14 protein-coding genes are annotated in these 23241 nt (G+C 58.9%); 5 read left to right on the top strand and 9 right to left on the bottom strand.

Annotated elements, in window-relative coordinates; translation table 11 throughout:
* Window positions 1-24 precede the first annotated feature (24 nt).
* Genes ACW81B_RS12490 through ACW81B_RS12480 form a run of 3 tightly spaced genes read left to right on the top strand, consistent with a single transcriptional unit; the run spans window position 25 to window position 10363 of the window.
* On the top strand, window positions 25-885 hold the full coding sequence (locus ACW81B_RS12490) for a hypothetical protein (protein WP_491580552.1): 861 nt from the start codon (window positions 25-27) through the stop codon (window positions 883-885).
* Window positions 882-6182 (top strand): hypothetical protein, encoded by a 5301-nt coding sequence (locus ACW81B_RS12485; protein ID WP_491580551.1) that lies wholly within the window; start codon window positions 882-884, stop codon window positions 6180-6182. Before ACW81B_RS12490 ends, ACW81B_RS12485 begins: the two co-directional genes overlap by 4 nt.
* On the top strand, window positions 6179-10363 hold the full coding sequence (locus ACW81B_RS12480) for a hypothetical protein (RefSeq protein ID WP_491580550.1): 4185 nt from the start codon (window positions 6179-6181) through the stop codon (window positions 10361-10363). Before ACW81B_RS12485 ends, ACW81B_RS12480 begins: the two co-directional genes overlap by 4 nt.
* A 21-nt stretch (window positions 10364-10384) precedes the next feature.
* Here ACW81B_RS12480 and ACW81B_RS12475 read toward each other — a convergent pair whose 3' ends face one another.
* The 9 genes from ACW81B_RS12475 to ACW81B_RS12435 form a co-directional block, all read right to left on the bottom strand.
* Window positions 10385-11965, bottom strand: a complete 1581-nt coding sequence (locus tag ACW81B_RS12475; RefSeq protein ID WP_491580549.1) for a peptide chain release factor 3 — start codon at window positions 11963-11965, stop codon at window positions 10385-10387.
* Window positions 11966-12017: 52 nt separating this feature from the next.
* A complete protein-coding gene (locus ACW81B_RS12470; protein WP_491580548.1) occupies window positions 12018-13955 on the bottom strand; it encodes a dockerin type I domain-containing protein in 1938 nt (645 codons plus the stop codon).
* Complete coding sequence (locus ACW81B_RS12465; RefSeq protein WP_491580547.1) at window positions 13952-14413, bottom strand: hypothetical protein; 462 nt, start codon at window positions 14411-14413, stop codon at window positions 13952-13954. Before ACW81B_RS12465 ends, ACW81B_RS12470 begins: the two co-directional genes overlap by 4 nt.
* Window positions 14414-14601: 188 nt before the next feature.
* A complete protein-coding gene (rimI, locus tag ACW81B_RS12460) occupies window positions 14602-15072 on the bottom strand; it encodes a ribosomal protein S18-alanine N-acetyltransferase (protein WP_491580546.1) in 471 nt (156 codons plus the stop codon).
* Complete coding sequence (locus ACW81B_RS12455) at window positions 15069-15821, bottom strand: uracil-DNA glycosylase (protein WP_491580545.1); 753 nt, start codon at window positions 15819-15821, stop codon at window positions 15069-15071. The genes rimI and ACW81B_RS12455 overlap by 4 nt, the downstream gene beginning before the upstream one ends.
* A gap of 5 nt (window positions 15822-15826) precedes the next feature.
* Window positions 15827-17374 carry a 2-isopropylmalate synthase gene (locus ACW81B_RS12450; RefSeq protein WP_491580544.1) on the bottom strand — a complete coding sequence of 516 codons (1548 nt, stop codon included), beginning with the start codon at window positions 17372-17374 and terminating at the stop codon, window positions 15827-15829.
* Between the two features lie 365 nt (window positions 17375-17739).
* On the bottom strand, window positions 17740-18396 hold the full coding sequence (locus ACW81B_RS12445; protein ID WP_491580543.1) for a VPLPA-CTERM sorting domain-containing protein: 657 nt from the start codon (window positions 18394-18396) through the stop codon (window positions 17740-17742).
* A gap of 308 nt (window positions 18397-18704) precedes the next feature.
* Window positions 18705-19019 (bottom strand): hypothetical protein, encoded by a 315-nt coding sequence (locus ACW81B_RS12440; protein ID WP_491580542.1) that lies wholly within the window; start codon window positions 19017-19019, stop codon window positions 18705-18707.
* Between the two features lie 133 nt (window positions 19020-19152).
* Window positions 19153-20457, bottom strand: coding sequence for a tetratricopeptide repeat protein (locus ACW81B_RS12435; protein ID WP_491580541.1), 1305 nt, complete (start codon window positions 20455-20457; stop codon window positions 19153-19155).
* Between the two features lie 100 nt (window positions 20458-20557).
* Here ACW81B_RS12435 and ACW81B_RS12430 point away from each other — a divergent pair, with 100 nt between their 5' ends.
* Together ACW81B_RS12430 and ACW81B_RS12425 are read left to right on the top strand one after the other, a co-directional pair.
* Complete coding sequence (locus ACW81B_RS12430) at window positions 20558-21214, top strand: transglutaminase-like cysteine peptidase (protein WP_491580540.1); 657 nt, start codon at window positions 20558-20560, stop codon at window positions 21212-21214.
* Between the two features lie 18 nt (window positions 21215-21232).
* On the top strand, window positions 21233-23241 hold a 2009-nt coding region (locus tag ACW81B_RS12425), incomplete at its 3' end, for an HD domain-containing phosphohydrolase (RefSeq protein WP_491580539.1).

The raw sequence follows: 23241 nt of genomic DNA, 5'->3' as shown, positions 1-23241 counted from the left end.
TCAATGACAACCGGACTCATCATTATGTCGATACTGACAGCTAATGCACTGGCTGAACAAAACCGGCAACTGAAAGCGCTGTGGGAATCCGCACGCAATGGAGAATACCGAACGCCCGGCAGTATCGAGCTGCAACAGGTGACAGCATTGTTCAGGCGTGAACTGGCGGCCGACCCGTCCGCGCAACTGCAACAGGCGTGGCACGCGCTGGGCTGGCAGCGTACAGGCCTTGAACTGGATGGCCATCGCTGCCAGCTGCTGCACGAATCGGCTGCACGTCGTGAGGGTCGTGGCCTGTACCTGTTCTGCCCGCAATCCCGCAGCCGCTCCGCACTGCAGGTACCACATGCGTTCAAGGACCTGCACACAGGCCGCATCGCCCTTGCGATGGCAGGCGCAGCACGTTTCCGCGTTGTCGCCTGGAATACCGTGCCACGCTATACGCAGGACGAACAGGGACGACGCAACGCCGACCTTGCGCACCTGCCGGAAAGTTATTTCACTGCACTGACACGCGCACTGGCAACAGACCATACAATCCGGCGGGTTATCCAGATTCATGGTTTTTCACGGCAGAAACGCAACGCCAACGGCAGGGACGCGCATATCATTCTGAGTAACGGAACGCGGCAGCCCGACCAGACTGTTATCGACCTGGCGGTCCGGCTGCGACAGGCACTCGATGTCGATACCCGGGTTTTTCCCCTCGACATCCGTGAACTGGGCGCAACCACCAACCGCCAGGGCAGGATACTGCGCGAGACCGGGCACGCCTCTTTCATTCATATTGAGTTGAGCGCCGAAATACGCCGTCGACTGCGCAACAACACACAGGCCTGCCGTGACTTTGCCGACAGCCTGCCCGGCGGAGGTGACACACCGTGAGACACTGGCTGGCCGTGTTACTGCTCCTGCCCGCACTGACCCTTGCCAGTGCGCCGGATCTGCGCGAGGTCGATTTACACAAGGCCTATGGCGTCACCTTGCGGTGGGACAATATTGAACAGGCATCGGGTCCGGGTGTCAGCCCACGCAAACAGGCCGGTGAAACACTGCATACCATCCAGCTGGCGCCCGGTCAGTGGGTCGAAGTGCAACTGTCTGCAAACAGCCGCTTGCGACTGCATGCCATGGATGCCGATACGCGTCGGCTGCCATTACGGTTCGAGACCTCGCCCGGTTCCGGTCTTTATGTTCAACAAAAGCCGCACACCCTGCCCGCTGGCGACCTGCTGCTGGATACACCACTCACTTCACCCTGGCTGGCCCGCATCAGCCTGGCTGCAGATGCCGCACAGGATGCCAGCTTCGCCCTGTTCAGCTCGCGCCTGGTCGAACTCCCCGACATTGAACCCTACCGCCAGCAGGAAGCCCTCGATCAACCGGCTGACAACATTCGCTATGCCGGTGATCCGGCTGCACAATTGTTCAATCGGCTGGACGCTGGCGAGGAAGTCGACCTGTCCATCGACGGCCCCGTGCGTTACCGCTTGCAACAACGGCTGATACTGACGGGTAAAGACCACGGCCCGCGCAACTACCAGCTTTACTACCGGCTCGATGATAATGCGGTGCAAACCGTATACGCCAGCGTCTCGACCGCCCGCCGCAGACAGGTACTGCGCAATGGCGAACCGGTTTCCGCCAGTAATCTGCGCAACGACTATATCGACATACCGGAAGGCCGGCATCGACTGCGCCTGCGGTTCAGCGAAAGCGTGTTGCTGCGCATCCTGTCTTCACGACCGGATGATTACCTGCTGCCTGGACTGAATGCACCGGCGCACCGCTACCGGAAACCGCCTGCAACGGATGCCTGGTCGTTGTCAGCGCAACAGCTGCGTGCGGCCCTGCAACCCGAAAGCCCGCTGCAGACCGTTCAGCAATCCATTATGCGCATTATTGTCGATAACAGACGTCGCGGCGGCGGGCTGGTCGGCCCCATGACACTCATGGGTATTGCCCGCAGCCAGCCGGATGCCCCGGCACTCCTGGATGAAGCGCAGCGACTGCTTGAACGTCACAGCTACTATGACGACCTGCTGCCATCAACCAGTCCCGGCGAAATCCGTCAGCACGACTTTGCCATTCGGCATCTCCGCGAACCCCGCGACGGTACCGATCATTATCTGTTGAGCGCGGACGGGAAACGTGGGCTGTCAGGCAAACTGGCAAGCGCCTGGTTCACCGGACTGCGCGGCGGGCACGAGGTGAAGTTCAACCTGCCGCAGCGGCCTGCAGACAGCCTGCTGCGCCTTGTTGTACTCGATCATGGGCAATCCGCCGGCCTGCGGTTATTCATGGACGACCGCCCGCCACTGCAACTGAGACTCGACAATCCGTCAACCACAACCCCTGTCCACTACCGGGTGGATGCGGCCGGGGCACTGGCTGCACAAGCCGCACAGGCCGATACGGCTGCCAGCTGGCAGCTGGCCGTGCGGAAGACACAACCCGCTTCGGTGCTCGAACTGCGCCTGCCACGCGAAGTAAAACAGATCCGCCTGTTACGCAGCGATAACAACCCGCAGCCGTTGCAGCTGGCGATGCAATACCGTGCTGCCCGGCCTTACCGCCTGTCGGATGCCAGCTATACACAACTGCTCGACGTATTGCGCAAGGCATCCCTGCTGCAATCCCTCTGGGAGGCCTGCGTAACGGATATAGAGCGCGCGCTGAACCCGGACACACGACTACCGGATCAACTGCTCGATGGCCAGCCACTGACGCAGCGCACTCGTAGCGCGGCGCGCGCAGTCATCAACCACTGGGTGCCATTACTGCGCTGGTTGCGCGTCCGCCAGCAAAACTACCGTGCCGCTGTCGACGCTGCCGGGCAGGCAGCGCGGCGCAACATCACGACCCGCGAACTGAACAACATCCTTGCCTCGGTAAAACGTGAAGAGCATGCGGGCCACTGGCTGCCGGCACTGGAATACTGGCGTCGCCTGTCGGACAGCCGGCAGCCGCAACACCGCCAGGCAGCGCTGTCCGGCAGGGTGCGCGCACTGCTGGAACTGGGTGAATATCCACTCGCCGAACGCCTGCTGCGTGGCAGTTACCTGAACGACACGCCGGCAGACCTGGAAAAACAACGTTTCAGCCAGGTTCGCGCACTGTACCGGCAACAGAACAACAGCATTGCGCTGGAAGGGCTGCTGGCAACCGCGTTATCCCGTTCGCCAACGCCGGAACTGTTGTCGGAACTGACCCTTCAGCTAATCGACGCCGGGCGCCTTCAGGATGCACTCACCGCTGGAATGCTGCTGGCGGGCAAACACAGACCGCGACACAAATTACTTGCCGTCGCACTCAGGCAGCAGGCATGGGATATTTTTGAACGACTGCTGACAGCGTCTGATAACGCCGATGATCGTGCCTTATGGCTCGGTTACCGCGCCTGGATGCTGGATGACCCCGAAGCCACGCACCGCTACTGGCAGGCAGCGGGCAGCACGGGGGCAACCCTGCTGCAAAAAAGCCGTGAGGGACAGGACATTCTTGAACGACTGCTGCAGGATGACGAACATCAACGCCGTCTCGCCACCCGGCAACTGGCCGACTGGCTTGCGCAACTGCCGGGTCCTGCAGTGTGGCAACCCATGACCCCACTGCTGCAGGGACACGCCGGCATGGCCTGGTTGCACTCGCCCGGCCTCGATTCCGGCTTTAACACCTTACGCGCCAGGCCGGATCAGCCCGTACAACTGAGGATTACCGGCCCGCTACGCCTGCGTCTTGATATCCAGCCCCTGCATGAAAGGGGTCGGGACCTGCCCGTGGATGGCTGGCTGCGCGTACACAGCAATACACAGACATGGATCAGTCCGTTCACCGGCAACCGCGCTTCAACAGGCCTGGACTGGCCTGGCAGCCAGCAGCGCCCCGGGCGGGTTGAGCGGCGGGAACTGCAATTACCGGCCGGCATACATCAACTGGAAATCAGCGGTATTGACCATGAACTACTGGTTCGCCTGTATGTGCAGGCCCCGCTGCTTGATGCTGGCCTGTCACAGGCGGCTGCCATGCAGCCCACCCCTGCGCCGGACTGGCTGCGGCTGGCAAGCGGCATTAGCTGCGACCGCGCAGACAAGCCTGCATTGATCGATTGCCGGGCTGACAGCCGTTCCATGACGCTCTCCGGCCCCCTGAAGCGGGACCGGGAAGTGACGCGGAAACGTGCTGCCCGCCTGCCTGGCGCTGCACACAAACGCGCGCATCGAAGCCGCCCGGCGCCCCTGAAAGCCCTCGTTCCCCTGCCACGGCAAAACCGCAACCTGCCAGAAACGGCAACACCCTACCAGCGCATGGTGTCACTGCTCTGGCAACTGGAAACAGCCGATGCTGACAGCAATGCCATCGTTGCACGAATGGAGGCACTGGCAAAATCCGTCCATGAACAGCCGCAGGCTGCTTTCATTCGTCCCCTGCTGAAACGCGCGACACGCGGCGCCGACTGGCAACTGATCGACTATGTCCCCGAAAGTGCCGGCGTACGCTACGTGGAGCGGCCGGCCAATGCACCCGAGTCACCCGCGCTGCGCGCGCGCGCCAGTCTGCTCAGTAACGCCTGCAACGGCAGCCGTCTGTTAAGCGGACATGACGAACTGGTCTACGCCTTATATAACCTGAAACCGGTGACAGTGCGCCTGGAACTGATACCCTGCACGCTGCCGTTCGAAACAGCGTCGCCGATGACGGTCCAGGTCATGAACACCGGCAAACCCGGCGTCCTTGTGACACTGCCGCGCGGGACAGCTTCCCGGTCAGTGAACATTCCCACCGGGCGCGGTGAACAGCTTATCCGCCTGCGTATGCCCGACCCTGCCGTCAACCAGTTGCTGGGCGTGCGTATCCATGACCCGTCCGCACCCGCCCGTGAGCGTGTTGAGCGCGTCTATCACCTGGCAACCCATGACGAACCCCTGCGCCTGGATATACAAGGACCCGCCTGGCTGCGCGTGGATGAACTGCGCGACAACACCTCTTCCAGTCGCTATATCGCTATTGACGATGGCTGGCAGTCGCTACAACTTTATCCTGACAAGGGTCGTGGAGAAGCGCTGTACCGCCTGTACCGGCGTAATGCCGGCACGCCGCCCCCTCCGTCGCGCATGCTCCGGCCGGTTGATGCCGTCATACCGGTACCCGAACCCTTTGACACCCCGCAACCAGCCGCTACCGCATGGGCCAGTGGCGATGATTACCCGCTGGGCGGTCAGGAAGACGGTACATCCAGTCTCGGTCTTCGCCTGGTCAGTCGAACACGGGTGGATGACGAGGAAGAAAGCCGGCGCTCGCGGTTCCGCGAGAACTTCGCCGAACTGCGCGCCGGGCACCGCGACTTCGATGCCGACAGCAACCGCTACTGGCGCAGTGAAATCCTCGCACGTCTGCGCCAGGACGGTAACCCGGTGCTGGGTCTCGGCCAGCACCTGTACAACTGGCCACTCGAGCGCTGGCCACGCCTGCAGACCAGCAGCCACCTGACAGGCTTTATCCAGAACCCGGGGGACGAACTGGCGGGCAGGGACAGCTCGACCGAATGGACGATCAACGCCAGTGTACGTGCGCTGCTGCACATCCCGGTTACACCACGCACCGACCATGAACCGGCACTGACCCTGTTTGGCCGGGCAATGAGCATGAACCGTAATAACCGCTATTCAGGCGACGCGCTGGACCGCGATGTATTCAGCCGTTACAAGGCTCTGCATAAACGCGGGATTCGCCTGTCGGAATACCTGCTGCACAAGCCCTGGACGGACACGGAGTGGTATGCACAGCTGGCCGTGACCAGTAATGAGAACTTCAATCTTGCCCGCCCGGACAACCTGGAAACACGCGTCGGCTGGCGGCAACTGGTCGGGGCATTCGATATCGACGCCGGTTACCGGTTGCGCCATTACCTGTCGGACAGCGACCGAAACCGCAACAGCACACGCAACGACCTGCGCCTGAAACTGGGCTGGATGCACTGGAACATTCTGCAACGCCGCACAGAACTGACCCTGTTCCTGAACCACGATATCGATAACAACGAAACTTCGGCATACCTCGGGCTGTTCCTGCATGGTGGGAATGGCCGCGGGTTGCGCGACTTCCGCCGCAGTGAAGTGCGCTTTTCCGCTATTCGTCAACGTAACGCGCCGCACAGCGCCAACCGCGTGTCACCGCCATGATGATGCTTGCCGAAGCCCTGTCGATCGGACTCACTCCACTGCTGTGCCGGCTGGAACGGCACAAGCTGGAACGCCTGGAAAAAGATTTCCGGCACTGGTGGGCGAACAGTGACCTCAGCAAACCGGATGACGACGAGGCCGAACAACTGCAGGCATTGATTCTGTTCCTGCTCTACGAGGTCGAGGAAACGCTCGAGGAAATCTACTACCTGCGGGGTCAGCGTGTGGAATTCGACAGCCGCTATGCGCACGCCGTTACCGACCGGGAACGCCAGCTTCACGTGCTGGATTTCGCCCGTACGCTGGGCGCGAATGCGGCAACACTGAAAGCCGACCGTGCCGCCTTTTCCCGCTGGTTCGGCCACGATGCGGTGACTGACCGCTTCCATCGCCGCCATGGTGAGAAAGAACAGCATGCCGCGTTCTGCCTGGGACGCATCGGCGCGTTGACCGAACACCTGATTGGCATCACCGAAGAAGATACCTTGCGCATTCGCCTGTTCCGTTCCTTGCGGCTGGACACTCGCATCGAACCGGTGCTGGCCTATGATGGCGACTCACGGGTACGCATCAAGGCCTTCGCCTGTCTCGCCGCGGCCCTGCGCGGCCTGCCGGCAGACGCCAGGGAGCGACAGGTCAAATCCGCTGTGCTGCAATATATCTACCGCGCAGCGCTCGATGAACGCCATGATCTGTGGATACAGTGCGAAGCACTGGCGCTGTTGCAACATCTTTCCGCCGAATCCTTTACCCGTGCCGTCCGGCATCGCCTTGAAGCAACCGGCGCCAGCGACAACCTGTTTGTGCGTCGGCGCGTGGTCATGCTGCTGGGGGATAACCTGGCACGCCTCCCCGCGCTGACAGACTTACTGATACTGGCCAGTGATGACAGCAGCGCCTTCGTACGCCAGGCTGTTTCGCAAGTTCTGCCACACGCACCGGCTGACGCCTGCCTGTCCCTGTTCGAAAAGCTCGCCCGCCATGACAGCGATGCCAAAGTACGCGGCGCCGCGCTGACTGCGTTGCCGGTGTTGCTGGAAAGGCCCGCGCTGATCGATGCTTTACTGGCATCGACTGCCGCTGTACTGGACACGGAAACAGACAGTTTTGTCATTCGTATCACTTTGCAGAAACTGGTCGAGGCACACGCCCTGCTGTCGAGCGATGCTGCAATACGCTGGCGTGACGGGTTGTTGCCCGCTATCGATAACCTGCACCGGGGTGCCGGCAGCCTTGCCGTTCGCCGCTGGGCGGCACGCGCGCGGGAGCATCTCTGGTGTCAGTCTGAACAACAACGCCTGGCGTTGAAAAAACAACTGGCAGAACTCGGCACTACGATCCGGCGTGGGAAATCACGGCGGGTTCCGGAGAAATTACTCGCACAGACCTCAGCGGAAGACTTCGGCCGGGTTCTGTCACTGGTTGCAGAGGACGACTTCACTTTCAGCCTGCAACGCGGCCGCTTCTCCACGCGCCTGCACCGGGACCTGAAATTCGGCTTTCGCAGCTGGCGCATGTTGCACGAACTCATGCACCCGGCCACAGACAAGCGCCAGGCGTTCAAACACACTATCGGCCGCATTGCCTATGGTGAAACACGCGCACCGGCGGCCTACGTGGCCGAACAGACGGAAACACAGGTTCCCGGCGAGCCACTTTACATGCAGGAAGAAGATGGCTGGCGCCCCTACCTGCCACTGGTCGATGAAGTCATATCCTGCCTTGACGAGCGCGTGACCGCGGCGACGGTAAAGTTTTTCTCCAGCGAAGGCATCACAGAACTTGTGGCGCCAGCGCAATTCCGCCAACGCCTGCGTGCACGCATGTTGCTCACCCGGCGTTTCGCAAGCTATGCGCGCCTGCGCAACTGGCGTGAGCAGGATGGCGGCTCACCCGATGCCTACGCGGCAGCACTGGAGAAGCTCGGGTTTAAACTCAGCTACCAGCCGCACAGGAATGACGACAATGCACCCCACGAACCCGATCCGGCTGTCACGCGTTTCTTCCCCGCGATTTTGCCGGTCTCACTGTCGGAACCCGGCATACTCAGCGAAATACGCGAATACTTCTTCTCCGTGTATGAAAACACCCTCTACGAACTGAGCGTGTTCCTGCTGCTGGTAAGCTCGTACTTCTTCGGCCGCCACCTGTACATTAACCGCACCATTCGCAAGGCGCGTCAGCGGCTACCGCTGGTTGTCGGTGGCTGGGGCACGCGCGGAAAATCCGGTACCGAACGCATCAAGGCCGCCCTCTTCAATGCACTGGGTTACAGCGTGGTGAGCAAAACCACGGGCACCGAGGCCATGTTCCTGCACAGTTACCGCTACGGCGAACTGGGTGAAATGTTCCTGTTCCGCCCTTATGACAAGGCCACCATCTGGGAACAGGCCAACCTGGTGCGCCTTGCCGACCGGCTCGGGACCGACGTATTCCTGTGGGAATGCATGGGCCTGACACCTTCCTATGTGCGCGTACTGCAGCAGGACTGGATGCACGACGACATTTCCACCATTACCAACACCTATCCCGACCATGAAGACCTGCAGGGGCCGGCGGGCATTAACATCCCCGAAGTCATGACCGAGTTCATCCCGGAGAATGCCACGCTGATTACCTCGGAAGAACACATGCGCCCGGTACTGCGGGCCGATGCCATGCGCAAGGGCACACAGATGAAAAGCACCGGCTGGCTGGAATCCGGCCTGCTGACCGACGATATCCTGCAACGTTTCCCCTATGACGAGCACCCCAACAACATTGCGCTGGTGCTGGCAATGGTGGACGAACTCGGCATCGAGCGCGACTTTGCACTGAAGGAAATGGCCGACCGCGTGGTACCCGACCTGGGTGTTCTGAAAACCTACCCGCCCGCGCGGATACACGGCCGCACACTGGAATTCACCAACGGCATGGCCGCCAACGAGCGCCTGGGGTTCATGGGCAACTGGCAACGCATGGGCTTTGCCAGCCACGATGCCGGCAGCACGCCGGGCGTGTGGATAAGCACTGTCATCAATAACCGTGAAGACCGGGTGCCACGCTCGCGGGTGTTCGCCGATATCCTCGCGCAGGATATCCGCGCTGACCGGCACTTCCTGATCGGCAGCAACCTGTACGGTTTCCTCAACTACCTGGAGGAGTCGTGGCGTACGTTTGCGTCAAGCTACACCCTGTGGCCGTCCAGTGAAGCCGACAGCAGCATCAACCCGCGCCAGCGCTTTTGCAACGACGCACGGAAAATGGGGATTCCGACCAGCGACGGACAGGTTACCGCCCGTCTCGGCGCGGTACTGGAAGGACTGGGGCTGGACCCGCAACTTGCGTCTGCGCTGCTGTCCGAACCGCAGTCGCTGGCGTTCACGCTGGAACAGCACGAACTTGGAGAACACCTTGCCGCGGTTGAAAAACATCTCCACCAGTGGCAACAGGAATACGAAACGTTCAGGCAACTCGCCGAGCGGATTGACAGTGCCGGCGACCGGCAGCAGGACAGCCTCGACAACGCGGCCGCCTCCCTGCTGTGGGACGGGTTACAGGCCAGGCTTGTCATCATCGATGACGTGCACGCCAGCGGCAACAAGATCATCGAACGGATCTGCGAGGAAACGCCGCCGGGGTTCCATCACCGGATCATGGGCTGTCAGAACATCAAGGGGCCGGGCCTGGACTTCGTCTACCGCTGGCAGGCCTGGGACGTGTGTCACCGCGCCTGCCAGCAGCTCGCCAGCAATGACGAGACCATCGCTGAACGCGGCCTGAGGACACTTGCAGCATTCCAGGAATTCGGCCCGCTGTGTGAAGCCGCAGTACGGGACACCCTCACCAGCGTCAGGCATTCGGACATCGCCCAGAGCGAGCGTTTCCAGAGCCAGTTACAGATTATTGAAACAGCCATGGAACAGCAGCTCGAAGCCGCCCGCGAGCAGTCATCGGGAGAGTCCGCCAACAACCGGCTGCATACCATCATCCACGCTGTCGAGTCGTTCCTGGATGCAGGCGATGCAGTAAAACGCCGCAAACGCGCCAACCTGATTTACCGGGAGCTGGCCAACGAACGCATCAGTCATGCGCGCGCGGTCGTTGAACTGCAAAAACTGAACAAGCGTCAGAAAGGCGGCTGGCTGTTGAATCGCCTGACCCGCTGGCTGTCCCTGCTGCGCCCCGGCATGCCGAAATAGAGAACCCGGGGCCTGCCCGGATCAGATTTCCCGTGTCGCCAGGAAGCGAACATCCGGGTGGCGCTCCATGACCAGGTCCAGGTTGACACGCGTCGGGGCGATGTAAACCAGTTCCCCCGCCTGGTCGAGCGCAAGGTTTTCATAGGCTTTCTCGCGGAACCGCTCCAGTATCTTCGGATCATCACACTCAATCCAGCGCGCCGTTGCAACCGATATGTTTTCAAACGCACACTCGACCTTGTATTCGTCCTTTAAACGCTGTGCGACCACCTCGAACTGCAGCACGCCAACCGCGCCAAGTATCAGATCGTTGTTCCTCAGCGGTCGGAACAGTTGCGTGGCACCCTCCTCACTGAGCTGGTCAAGGCCCTTCTGCAACGCTTTCATGCGCAGTGGATCCTTCAGCACCGCACGGCGGAACAGTTCCGGGGCGAAACTGGGGATGCCGGTGTATTTCAGTTCCTCACCCTGGGTGAAGGTATCGCCGATACGGATGGTACCGTGGTTGTGCAGACCGATAATGTCACCCGGGAAAGCCTCTTCCACATGTCCGCGATCAGAAGCAAGAAAGGTCATGGCATTGGCCACCTGCACATCCCGCCCGATGCGCACGTGACGCATTTTCATGCCGCGCCTGTAACTGCCGGAACAGACCCGGAAGAAAGCAATACGGTCACGGTGTTGCGGGTCCATGTTTGCCTGGATCTTGAACACGAAACCGGTCAGCTTTTCTTCGCCGGGCTCGACACTGCGCGTGGTGGTTTCACGCGGCTGTGGCGGCGGCGCGTACTCGACAAAGTAATCCAGCAGTTCCTGCACGCCAAAGTTGTTAATGGCCGAGCCAAAGAATACCGGGCTCAGTTCGCCGCGCAGGTAGGCCTCCTTGTCAAAGCTGTGGCTGGCGCCCTGCACCAGTTCAATTTCCTCGCGCAGTTCTTCCGCCTGGCTCCCCAGCACGTCATCGAGCTGTGGATTACCCAGGCCTTCGATCATTGTCGCCTCCCGCTTCTTGCTGTTGTCACCCGCCTGGTACAGGTACACCTTGTCCTGTTCGATGTGATACACGCCCTTGAAGCGCTTGCCCATGCCGATCGGCCAGGTAATGGGGGCACACTTGATATTGAGCACATCCTCCACCTCGTCCATCAGGTCGATAGCGTCACGGCCTTCGCGGTCCAGTTTATTGATAAAGGTAAAGATTGGCGTGGTGCGCAGGCGGCACACTTCCATCAGCTTGATGGTGCGCTGCTCAACACCCTTGGCGACGTCGATTACCATCAGTGCCGAATCCACGGCGGTCAGGGTACGGTAGGTATCCTCGGAGAAATCTTCATGGCCCGGCGTATCGAGCAGGTTGACAATGGCATCCCCGTACGGAAACTGCATGACCGAGGAAGTCACGGAAATACCGCGCTCCTTTTCCATTGTCATCCAGTCCGAGGTGGCATGGCGCGCCGCCTTGCGGCCCTTGACGGTACCGGCGAGCTGGATCGCGCCGCCGAACAGCAGGAGCTTTTCGGTAAGCGTGGTTTTACCCGCATCCGGGTGGGAGATGATGGCGAAGGTACGACGACGCGCCGCTTGCTGGGTGATAATGCTCATACTGCTGCCGACAACCAAAACCGCTATTTTAACCCAGCGGGAGGTTTTTTGCTCAGGGGGTGGTTCCCGCCAGCACGGCTTTCTGCAGCAACAGCAGGTCGGCCGCGTTCAACACGCTGTCATTGTTGATATCGGCCAGTGCGGATTCCAGCACTGAAGGCTGGATAACACCGGTAACAAGGCGTGTCATGACCACCAGGTCGCCGGCATTGATCAGGCCATCGGGGGCGTTACGCGGCCCCAGGTCACCCTTGTTGGAGGTGTTGGGATCGAGGCCATAGAGGTTGACTTCATCGCCGTCAGTGAGGCCGTCACCGTCCGTATCCGGGACAGTCGGCAAGGTGCCGAGCGTGAATTCATCCAGGTTCAGCAACCCGTCGTTATCGAAGTCACCGGCGCCGGTTTCGGCCAGCGTGCCAAAATTTGAGAACTCCCAGTTGTCAGCCAGACCATCCACATCCGTATCGCTGCTGCCGTAGCTGGTGATGGTCAGGTTCATGCTGCCCGTTCTGCCAAGGGAATCGCTCGCTGTCGCCGTAACGCTATGTACGCCCTCGACCAGTGTCGTAACCAGACTGGCGCCCGTACCCAGCTGACCGGAAATATCCGACGCCCAGCTCAGTGAAGCACTCACGTCTCCGTCCTCGACGTCCGTTGCAGCGGCCTGCAGCGTGACGAAGTCCGTGTCCAGAACCATTGCGTTATCGGCGGGGCTGGTAATCGTCACCTGCGGAGGATTGTTCAGTATGACACTGAGCGTAAAGGCCTCGCTGACACTGCTGCTTGCATCAGACGCGGTTACAGTAATGGTGACATTTCCCGAACTGCCTGCTTCCGGGGTTATGGATAGCGTACGCTGGCTGCCACTGCCGCTGAACACCAGGCCGGACGGTGCAACGATGGCTGAATCTGAAGACACAGCACCGAGGCTGAGGTTTGCCAGTGGTGTATCGTTGTCCTGTACAAGCACAGTGACCGGAATTGTTTCGCCATCAAACGCAGTTTGGTCACCCAGCACCGCCAGCACCGGGCTTGCGTCAGCGAAGGTCGCCCAGCCAATATCCTGCATCAACTGCAGGGCCAGACCGGGACCGGTTTTGGGCCCTGTATCAAACGGCTCCATCAGTTCATTGGGGCTGAGGGCATTGCTGAAATGTGAAACAGATGACCCGCTTTTCCGGGGTGACGGCGCGTTCATACGGACATGCCCCTGGTCAACGCCTGCGGTAGAGTTGCCCGTCAGTGCTGTAACCTTCGCGCCCAGCCAGTGCAGGTCGGGCGCATCGGTTGACGACGCCAGTCTGCCGGCATCGTTAAGCTGGCTCCACGTCTGTCCAGCACTGTGGTCTTCCAGATTAAGCATGAAAATATCATCGGAACCGTTGAATTTGGCGCCGGTCGTCAGATCGACAAAGGTCTGGAAACCAAGGCCATGCCCCACTTCATGCAGCACCACGCTCAATAGTTCAATGGTTCCCCCGGGCCGGTTACCGTCCAGGCCGTAGTACCAGTTGGTGCCATTGAGACAGTTATTGTTATTGTCGATATCGGAATTGAATGTCGCTGAAATATCGGCACTGGAACTCAGATCCGAGTTCGACAGGCTGTTGGCCAGTGATGCCGGGTACCAGGTATCCCTGACCGGCACAAATCGAAAGTTGCCGTGAATGGTTGTGGTACCCGCAGACCCCAGTACGGCCTGGGTGGATGTACAACTCAGGGGACTGAATTGCGCATCGACCACTATCGTAATACTACTCTCCACGACAGCACCCCAGAGCCTTGCGGCGTGCTCAAACACATTGAGACGCTGCTGGCCAAGCGTTGTGCCCGGGTTGCCACCCACCGGCGTAACCGGCGTTGGATCATTGAAGCCTTCTCCCGCACCATCCAGGTTCGATATGATAATTTGTGCGGCCCGCGCATTCAGACTGAAGAAAACCAGTAAAACGACCAGCATGCCTGTTTTTATGCCGGTCATGGTTTTCATGGTTGTTCCGGCACTTTGGGCAGATGGGAGTAATCCGTAATCTGTATATTCCCGTCCTTATCAAGCGTTGCGACCGGTGCTGTCTGGAACCGCCCCTTCAGGTCAACGCTGACAGCGCCATCCCGGCTCTTTTCCTCCACCAGCCCCTCCGATGAGGTATTCAGTATCTCCCCGAGTGCTTCGCGTATTTCCGGCTCAAGTGCGGGCGCCTGTTGCGTGGAGGGCGGCGCAGAGGACTCGACAGGCTCTCGACCTGACGGGATTTCCGGTTTCGCCAGGGGTTCCGTTATTACCGGTAGCGGGGTTTCTGGCGTTGCAGGGGGATTCCCGGGCAGGCCTGGACCCGCATTCACTGGCGCCACGGGCGTTTCTTCCAGCCCCGTCGTGGATAACCGGAAAATCGCCAGCGCGCCCACCAACGCAGCACCCAGTAAAACAAAAACAGCTTTCTTCTTCACTTTATTTACCCGACTGCCAGCGCCAGGCACCTGTTGTTTTTGACTTCAGGAGCGACTATAGCACCTGAACAGGACAGGCACATTAACACACAGGATTTATATTATTATCATAGGGTTAGGGAATCCCTGATTCATTCGTCATTCCGGCGCAGGCCGGAATGACGAATGAATCAGGCCATCCTCAGGCGTTAACGCGTGAGATCCAGCGCCAGCAGCAATGCATCCTCGCGGCCGTCTGGCGCCGGGTAGTAATTACACCTCAGCCCAATCTCGTTGAACCCCTGGGCCTCATAAAGCCTGATCGCCGCTGTGTTCGAAGGCCGCACCTCCAGCATCAGGGTATCGGCCTTGTGGCGCCGCGCCAGCTGGATAAAGTGTTTCAACAGTTTTCGGCCGATGCCCCTGCGCTGCATTTCAGGACGAACCGTCAGGTTAAGAATATGTGATTCACCCGCTGCAACGCTCATCACGCCGTAACCGGCCAGTGCATCGTTTTCCTCATAGCACCAGCAACAGTAGCCGACGCGCAGGCAGTCACGGAAAATACCTTCGCTCCAGGGAAATTCGTAGGCACGCGGTTCGATTTCCATGACCCGGTCAAGGTCTGCCACCATCATGGGGCGCAGGCGTTCTCCCGGATCAGAGAGAATCGCACTCATGGCGTTGCCTCGCGCACAACACGCATGGCAAGTTGAAGGTCCTGCCATGCCTTGCGTTTCTCCGCGGGTGAACGCAACAGGTAGGCGGGATGATAGGTGGCAACCAGTGGTATTCCAGTGTCGCGGAATGGGTGAACCTTGCCCCTCAACTTGCCGATCGGCGTGTCACACTGCAGCAGGTTCTGTGCTGCAATACGGCCTGTGGCCAGAATGAGCTTTGGCTGAATCAGTTCAATCTGGCGCATCAGATAGGGCTCACAACGCATCACCTCATCCGGCCTCGGATCACGATTGTTCGGCGGCCTGCACTTCAGGATATTGGCGATATAGACCTGTTCACGTTTCAGGCCACAGGCCAGCAGCATGGCATTCAGCAACTGTCCTGCCCGACCGACGAAAGGTTCGCCCTGTGCGTCCTCATCCGCGCCCGGGGCCTCGCCTATCACCAGCCAGTCAGCACCTTGATTGCCCGTACCGAACACGGTTTGAGTACGAGTGGTGTGGAGATCGCAGGCTGTGCATTCACTGACACGGGCACGTAACGCGTTCCAGCCCAGCGTGGCAACATCAGGATCAGCTGCCACAGGTTGATGCCCTGCGGCAGGTGCTTTTTCAGGATTTTCCTGCCCGGGTTCCGACACTGTATCCACGGTCGGCCGCGGCTCTTTCAGTTGCCAGCGCAGAATACCCATGGCATCGAGGTACTGCTGCCTTCTGTCGTTACACCCTGCACCGTTGACCTCGCTCATGTCAGCTACACATCGGCCCGCTGTGGATGCTCACGGCCTTCCGGCTCGATAATTTTATTCAGGGCGTTGACATAGGCACGCGCCGAGGCAATCACAATATCGGTGTCCGCGCCCTGCCCGTTAACAATACGTCCGGCTTTTTCCAGACGCACCGTCACCTCGCCCTGCGCATCGGTTCCACTGGTTATATTGTTGACCGAGTACAACTGTAATTCCGTGCCACTGCTGACAATAGATTCAATGGCCTTAAAAACGGCATCAACCGGCCCGCCACCTGTAGCACCTGCCTGTTCTTCCTCGCCGTTGATATTGAGCGTGACTGTGGCATTCGGAATTTCACCGGTTTCGGAGCACACATGCAGGGAAACCAGCTTGAACTGCTCGTTTTCGGCTTCCTGGCTGGCTTCGGTCACCAGCGCCTGCAGGTCCTCGTCATAGATCTCGTGCTTCTTGTCGGCAAGCTCCTTGAAGCGCGCAAATGCCTCGTTCAACTCTTCCTCGGACTCGAAACAGATATCCAGCGCTTCAAGCCGGGTGCGGAACGCATTGCGCCCCGAATGTTTGCCCAGCACAATACGGTTGGCTGACCAGCCGACATCCTGTGCGCGCATGATCTCGTACGTCTCGCGACTCTTGAGCACACCGTCCTGGTGTATACCCGACTCATGGGCAAACGCATTGGCGCCAACGATAGCCTTGTTTGGCTGCACGGCAAACCCGGTGATGCTCGACACCAGCCGGGAACAGGTCATGATCTCCGGTGTTTCCAGCCGCGTATCGCAACTGAAAATATCCCGCCGGGTGCGTACCGCCATCACCACTTCTTCAAGTGCCGCGTTACCGGCACGCTCGCCCAGGCCGTTGATGGTGCATTCCACCTGGCGCGCACCGTTGATCACGGCAGAAAGTGAGTTGGCCACGGCGAGACCAAGGTCATTGTGACAATGTACCGAGAACACAGCCTTGTCCGAATTGGGCACCCGTTCGATCAGCTGGCGGATCAACTCGCCGAACTGGTGTGGCAGATTGTAGCCAACCGTATCGGGAATATTCACCGTGGTGGCCCCGGCATCGATCACCGCTTCCAGCACACGGCAAAGGAAATCCAGCTCGGAGCGACCGGCGTCTTCCGGTGAAAACTCGATGTTGTCAGTGTATTTACCCGCCCGCCTGACAGCCGCCACCGCCTGCTCAATCACCTGCTCAGGCTGCATGCGCAATTTCATCTTCATGTGAATCGGTGACGTCGCGATAAAGGTATGGATACGCGCCGAGTTTGCATCGGCCAGGGCCTCGCCCGCACGGTCGATATCACGATCCAGCGCCCGCGCCAGCCCACACACCGTGGAATCCTTCACCACGCGGGCTACCGCCTGCACCGATTCAAAATCACCGGGGCTGGCAATGGGAAAACCTGCCTCGATAACGTCGACACGCAGACGTTCCAGCGCCCGGGCAATACGGACTTTCTCGTCCCGGGTCATGGATGCGCCGGGGCTCTGTTCGCCATCGCGCAAGGTTGTATCAAATATGATTAATCGTTCGCTGCTCATGTTCTGCTCCAGCACGGCACACGCCGCGTCCCGCGCACGCAGCATACCAAAACGGGCGCTGCTTGCGCATCAAATTCATCTGTAGTTTCCGGGTGTTGCGTTTGGCCTCGCCAGGCAGAATGTTTAGCCGCGCAGCGGCAGCAGTCGTGCAGGCAGCGACGGGCCACGGAGATGCCGGGCCGAAGAGGAGGACATCGAATTGTCGCTGTAATGTGTCATGTCGTGGCTAACCGTTGATTCAGTGGAAACTATAGGCAAACCGCCACGGCGCTGCAACGTGTTTTTCAACCTGAAACACTATTCGGATGCCGCAATGAAAAACGGAACCCGAAGGTCCCGTTTTCATCAGCATGCAGAACCGTGACCTACTTGCGTCGACGGGCAACCCCTACCAGCCCGATCAGGCCCGATCCGAACAGCCAGACAGCGGCAGGTACCGGTACCGCAGACACGTTATAAGCGCCGACAAACGAAAGTGCCGCGCTGTTTGAAGTATAACCGTCACCTATCATCACACGGATCGCATCCACAGGAGCCAAATTCGACAAACCGAATTCTGCAGTAAGATCGATGGCAAGGGCATAAATACCATCCGTGGAGATCATTGTACTGTTGGAGCCTGTGTACCCATCAGGGTTAGGCAGGCTGTAGGACCTGGTTACAATAGACTCGCCGGAAAAGATACTGAGATCAAAGAAATGCCCATTATTGCCGGTAAAGAACAATTTCAGGTCATTGCCCGCGCCGTTTACCACCGACCCACTGAACGATAAATCAACGAAAGCGCCAGTACTGGCGCCTATTATCGTGGTATCCACATTGGTGTCGGTGATCGCCGCATTCACATCGGCATCAGCTGAAGACCAGTTACCTGCACCGCCAACCTCTGTGAGAAAACTGCCACTCTTTGCCACCACCGTATCGGCATAGGCAGCAAAATTCTCACCCAGGATCGTTACAGCAAATGCCGACTGGCTTATTAATCCCAGCCCTAAAAAAATACTGATTAACTTATTTTTCATTTCCATCCTCCAAAAACCCAAATGTCGTATCAATTCCCTGAGATTACAAAAGTTCCTGTTAAAGCAAATCGCAGCCTTTCAGCGCTACGCCCGATCAGAGTTCTGATGGCCGCGGCGGCAGCCGATCCCGTGGATCATCGGCTCTCGGCGGCAACCTGTCCCGTGGATCATCCGCGCCCGGTGGAATGATCGGCGGTTGCTCCGTGATAGGCGGGCGAACCGTAGGGGTTTCCACCTCAGGCTGAAAACCCGGATCACCGGGTCGCAAATTAAACGCGACATCAGGCGTCGGCGGTGCAACATAAGTCTCACCTCCCGCAGCCGGACTCAATACAGCCCAACGTCCCCACTGGTAGGCTGAATCCTCTTCTTTCGGCTTTGCGGCATTCGCGGCCGAAGCCAACACCATGGTCAGCGCCAGGCCTGCAACAAAATATTTCCTTGCTGTGTTCATTGTCCTGTTCGATCCCCCGATCCTTTAAAAACACGGCAGGGCAAAATATGCCCCGTATGGCGCCAATTAATGCAACGATTATGCCGGAAACAGCAATCTCATGCAAAAACAAGCGGTTATCTGTTTTCCTGGCCAGCACATCCAGCCTGAATGTAAAGTTTTCCGTCATCCCGGCGACACGAATCCACCGGTTATTGCGCACTCTGCAACAGCATTTTCAACAGTTTAGGCGTTGCCGAAAAATGATACCCCTGTCACAAAAAACTGTAAGTATTCTCGACACGCCAGGTGGCACAAAACACTCAGAACGTCCGGGTCAGGCTGATCATCCACTGGTTCCTGATATAGCTGTAGATGCTGATATTGGAATCGTTATTGGTCCGCTCCCAGTAGCCGCTCACAGTCCAGTTTTTCATCAGGTCGTCATCGTCGTTGTACGCGTGCATCAGGCCAACGGTGGTCACGTATTCAATATCGTCACGCGTCTTGTCCAGCCCGCTGAACGTATCCTTGCCGTCAAACTCGAACAGGGAAATACGCCCCCGGGCATAGGCTGAACCATTATGCCAGGTGTTCGTACTCACACCCACGTTCAGCTGACCGCCCAGGTAACCGAACTGGTCATCATCGGCCAGAAACCGGATCGCTCTCACGCCGGCGGTTGTAACCACCCTGCGGTTGTTGAAATAGCGACCGAAATCCACGCCGGTGGCAAAATAATCACCTTCACGCCCGTCATCAATATTCCGGTTGTAGTTGCGCCGCGTGTAAATCGCATCCCAGCTCAACTCGCTGTTGTCGAACTGCCAGGTCACGCCAGGGTTCACTGAATTAAACCAGCCAAGCGCGTGCCCACCCAGGGTCAGGTAATCGGAACGTACCAGCAGGGACGCGCGCCAGTGCCTCAACATCAACACGGCAGGCCCGGTACTGATACTGGCAACAGCAAGGTCGAACTCGTTAAACTTGTTGTACATACGCGAATAGGCGCTCGCGCTGGTCTGCCAGACCAGCATCCCGGTGCGCTCACCCAGCTCGACACGTTTGCCGGACTGGTACAGGTGATCAACGCCTGCATTCACAACATAGGCATTGTCGCTTCTGGCCAGCGCCCCCGGCGCAAGGTTAACGTCCCCGCCACGGACAATACTGTCGCTCGGGCCAACATTGACATTGCTGTCGTGCATGACCCCGGCGGAGATAAAGGGCTTTATGGTGCTCTTCTGGCCAAACTCTTCAGAATCACGTTTGACCTGCGCCAGAAACGCCAGGATGGTCACGCGCACTGCCGGCGGCGTGGCTGGATTATCCAGCACTTCTTTGGCCAGTTTTTCGGCTTCCTCGTAACGCATGGAGCGGTAGTAGGCCAGCGCCAGTTCAAGCTTGGCACGGTGCAACCCTGGATTTATATCGAGAATCTGGCCGAAGGCACGAATGGCGGACTTCAGGCGATCATCCTGCAAGGCCTCCATACCCTCGCTGAATTTTGTCTCAACCTCGGGATTTGCATTGACTTCAGCGTGCACAACCGGCTGCATGGCAAATACCAGCGCAAGACCGAGAAACATGCTCCGATGCTGTTTTATTTCCATTTTGACTTGAACCATGACGCTTCCCCAGTTAGTTTAGTGCTTATTATCAAGAACGCTATTTAGTCTAGTCTTTTAATTATGCGCAACATTATAAAGCGTTAATCGGCAAAAACAATTGAACATCCGCTCCCTGCTGCTACGCTCCGGCCTGGTATTGGCCACTCTGACATTCTATTTCCCCGCTGTCCACGCCACCCCGGAAAGTTTTCCCGACGACCTTTTCGGCTACCGGCAAAGTCTTCAATCTGACACAGCCATATTCGGGCAATGGATACAAGCGCTTGAAAGGCATATATTAATTGATGTTCCAGAGGGGGACTGTTCGGACGCCACACTGAATCGCTGTCACTTGCGTAACTGGCTGGCATTCCTTGACTCACTGAAACCGTTACCTCCCGAAGCGCAGCTGGATGAAGTCAACCGGTATGCCAACAACAGGCCCTATGTGCTGGATATAGACAACTATGGCGTGCAGGACTACTGGGCCGTAGCGAAGGAATTTCTGTATAACAACGGCGACTGCGAGGACTACGCCATCACCAAAATGTTCTCGCTGTTATGGCTGGGCTTTGATCAGGACACGCTTCGTATCGTGGTATTGCAGGACACCAATCTGCGTATTCCGCACGCGGTACTGGCCGTTGCAAGCCACAACGACATCCTGATTCTCGATAACCAGATTGGCGAGGTCATCTCACACCGGGAAATCGTGCATTATGCTCCGGTATACTCGATCAACGAGTCACACTGGTGGATTCACCTGGACAACTGACAGGGATGCGACCCGCACTTGAGCCCGACTGATACCCAACAGATCCGCAAGGGCGTGCTGATACTCGTCAGCCTGCTGCTGCTGGGCGGCCTGCTGATCAACGCCTATGTCGACCGGGAAAGGCAACGCGACCTCGGTGACTGGGCCATCCGCCTCGGTCTGGTCGCCGAAACCCGTGTTGAAGCAATCGAGAACTGGCTTGACGAACAGCGTTCGGCGCTTGGCGAGCTGGCCAACAACGCCTCTGTGCAACTTTACCTGTGGCAACTCTCGCAGCGTACACAAAAAGACAACCCGGCCGAGCCGGCACAGCTGACCTACCTGCGCAATCTCATTATCGCCAGCGCGGAGCGCTATGGCCTGACGCCTGAAAACGAGCACCCCGCCATACCGGCCAACCTGCCGCAACGCCACGATACCGGGCTGGCCCTGTTCGACAACAATCGGCGTCTCGTTGCCGCCACCCGGGGCATGCCGGAAACAGGGACGGCTTTTCGGCAGGCCATCGACAGGGCGCTGCAAACCGGCGAAACCGCCTACAGCAAACTCGTTACCGACTCGCATGAGCGCGTCCTGTTCGGCATCGCTGTTCCCGTTCCGCTGGTCATCGGCGCTGAAACCGGCCAACACCACAGTGGCGTCGTGTTTGGTGTATACAATGCCGCACGCAGCATCTACCCCCTGCTGCGCCGTGGCGTACCGGTCGCCCCCAGCGATGAATCCCTTCTGGTGATGAAACAGGAAGCACAGGTTGTCTACCTGTCGCCAACGGCATCGGGGGGCATCCCGACACGCAAGACCCTGCCACTCGATCGCAGCGGCCTTGCCGCTGCAGCCGCAGTCCTGCAACCCGGTCAGTTTGGCGAATACATGAATTACCAGGGCAAACCGGTACTGGCTACCAGCCGCCCGCTGCGCTCGCTGCCGTGGGTACTGGTGCAGGAAGTCAGCGCCGTGCAGGCATTGCAGGAATCCAACCGGCATCGTCGATCGCTGATCCTCACCTTCTCGTTACTGCTGTTTGTCATTGCCGCCATCCTGGTCGCCGCCTGGCGGCATGGCAGCAGCGTGCGCGCCCTGCAGGACGCTGCAGAACTGCGCGCCAGGAGCCATGAACTCCAGAACCAGACCGAACTGCTGCATGCCGTTACCGACAACACCGAGGCACACATTCTACTGCTCGATGAACAGCAACAGGTTCTGTTCGCCAACAGCCTCATCGCCCACACAACCGGCGCCAGGCCACAGGAACTGGCTGGAAACACCCTGACCGGTGTGCTGGGCCCGGCAAATGCCGCACCGCTGATCAAGATGATCGAGCAGGTGAAGGAAACCCGCGAAACACAACACAGCACACTTGAACTTACGCTTGACGAGGCGACGCGAACCTTCCAGTGCGCGGCAATTCCTGTCGACCGCGTTGGCAAGCGTGACAATGCTATCCTGCTGGTACTGCACGACATCACCGAACTGCAACAGGCACAACAAAAACATGCCGAACTGTTACGCCGGCTGGTGGCAACACTCATGCACGTCGTCGACCTGCACGACCCCTACTCCGCCGACCATACTGCACGCATGGTGGAAGTTGCCAACGCCGTGGGTGCCGAGCTAAAGCTCGACGAACAGCAACGAAATTCCCTGGATCTCGCCGCCAGCCTTGCCAACCTGGGCAAGATATTTGTGCCGCGTGAAGTCCTGACAAAGACTTCACCACTGACCGATGCTGAACAGACACTGCTGCAACGCCACGTCCAGTTTGGCGTGGAACTGCTTGAAGACCTGGATTTCGACGGCCCGGTTCTCGACACTATCCGCCAGAAACAGGAACACCTGGACGGCAGCGGTTACCCCGATCACCTGACCGGTGACGATATCATCCTGACTGCCCGCATACTGGCGGTAGCCAATGCCTTTGTTGCACTGGTCAGCCCGCGCGCCTACCGGCAGGCGGTGAGTATTGAAGAAGCGCTGGACCAGTTACTGAAAGAAGCCGGCAGCAAGTATGACCGCCATGTGGTCGCCGC

It is taken from the genome of Thiogranum sp. (assembly GCF_058323355.1).
Note: the sequence above shows the minus strand (reverse complement) of the source record. Positions and strands in the feature narration are given on the sequence as shown.

Excerpts from the sequence above, each read along its gene's own strand:
- rimI (WP_491580546.1), bottom strand. The coding sequence starts at position 15,072 with ATGAGTGCGATTCTCTCTGATCCGGGAGAACGCCTGCGCCCCATGATG.
- ACW81B_RS12480 (WP_491580550.1), top strand. The coding sequence starts at position 6,179 with ATGATGATGCTTGCCGAAGCCCTGTCGATCGGACTCACTCCACTGCTG.
- ACW81B_RS12455 (WP_491580545.1), bottom strand. The coding sequence starts at position 15,821 with ATGAGCGAGGTCAACGGTGCAGGGTGTAACGACAGAAGGCAGCAGTAC.
- ACW81B_RS12450 (WP_491580544.1), bottom strand. The coding sequence starts at position 17,374 with ATGAGCAGCGAACGATTAATCATATTTGATACAACCTTGCGCGATGGC.
- ACW81B_RS12475 (WP_491580549.1), bottom strand. The coding sequence starts at position 11,965 with ATGAGCATTATCACCCAGCAAGCGGCGCGTCGTCGTACCTTCGCCATC.
- ACW81B_RS12440 (WP_491580542.1), bottom strand. The coding sequence starts at position 19,019 with ATGACGGAAAACTTTACATTCAGGCTGGATGTGCTGGCCAGGAAAACA.
- ACW81B_RS12490 (WP_491580552.1), top strand. The coding sequence starts at position 25 with ATGTCGATACTGACAGCTAATGCACTGGCTGAACAAAACCGGCAACTG.
- ACW81B_RS12445 (WP_491580543.1), bottom strand. The coding sequence starts at position 18,396 with ATGAAAAATAAGTTAATCAGTATTTTTTTAGGGCTGGGATTAATAAGC.
- ACW81B_RS12470 (WP_491580548.1), bottom strand. The coding sequence starts at position 13,955 with ATGAAAACCATGACCGGCATAAAAACAGGCATGCTGGTCGTTTTACTG.
- ACW81B_RS12435 (WP_491580541.1), bottom strand. The coding sequence starts at position 20,457 with ATGGTTCAAGTCAAAATGGAAATAAAACAGCATCGGAGCATGTTTCTC.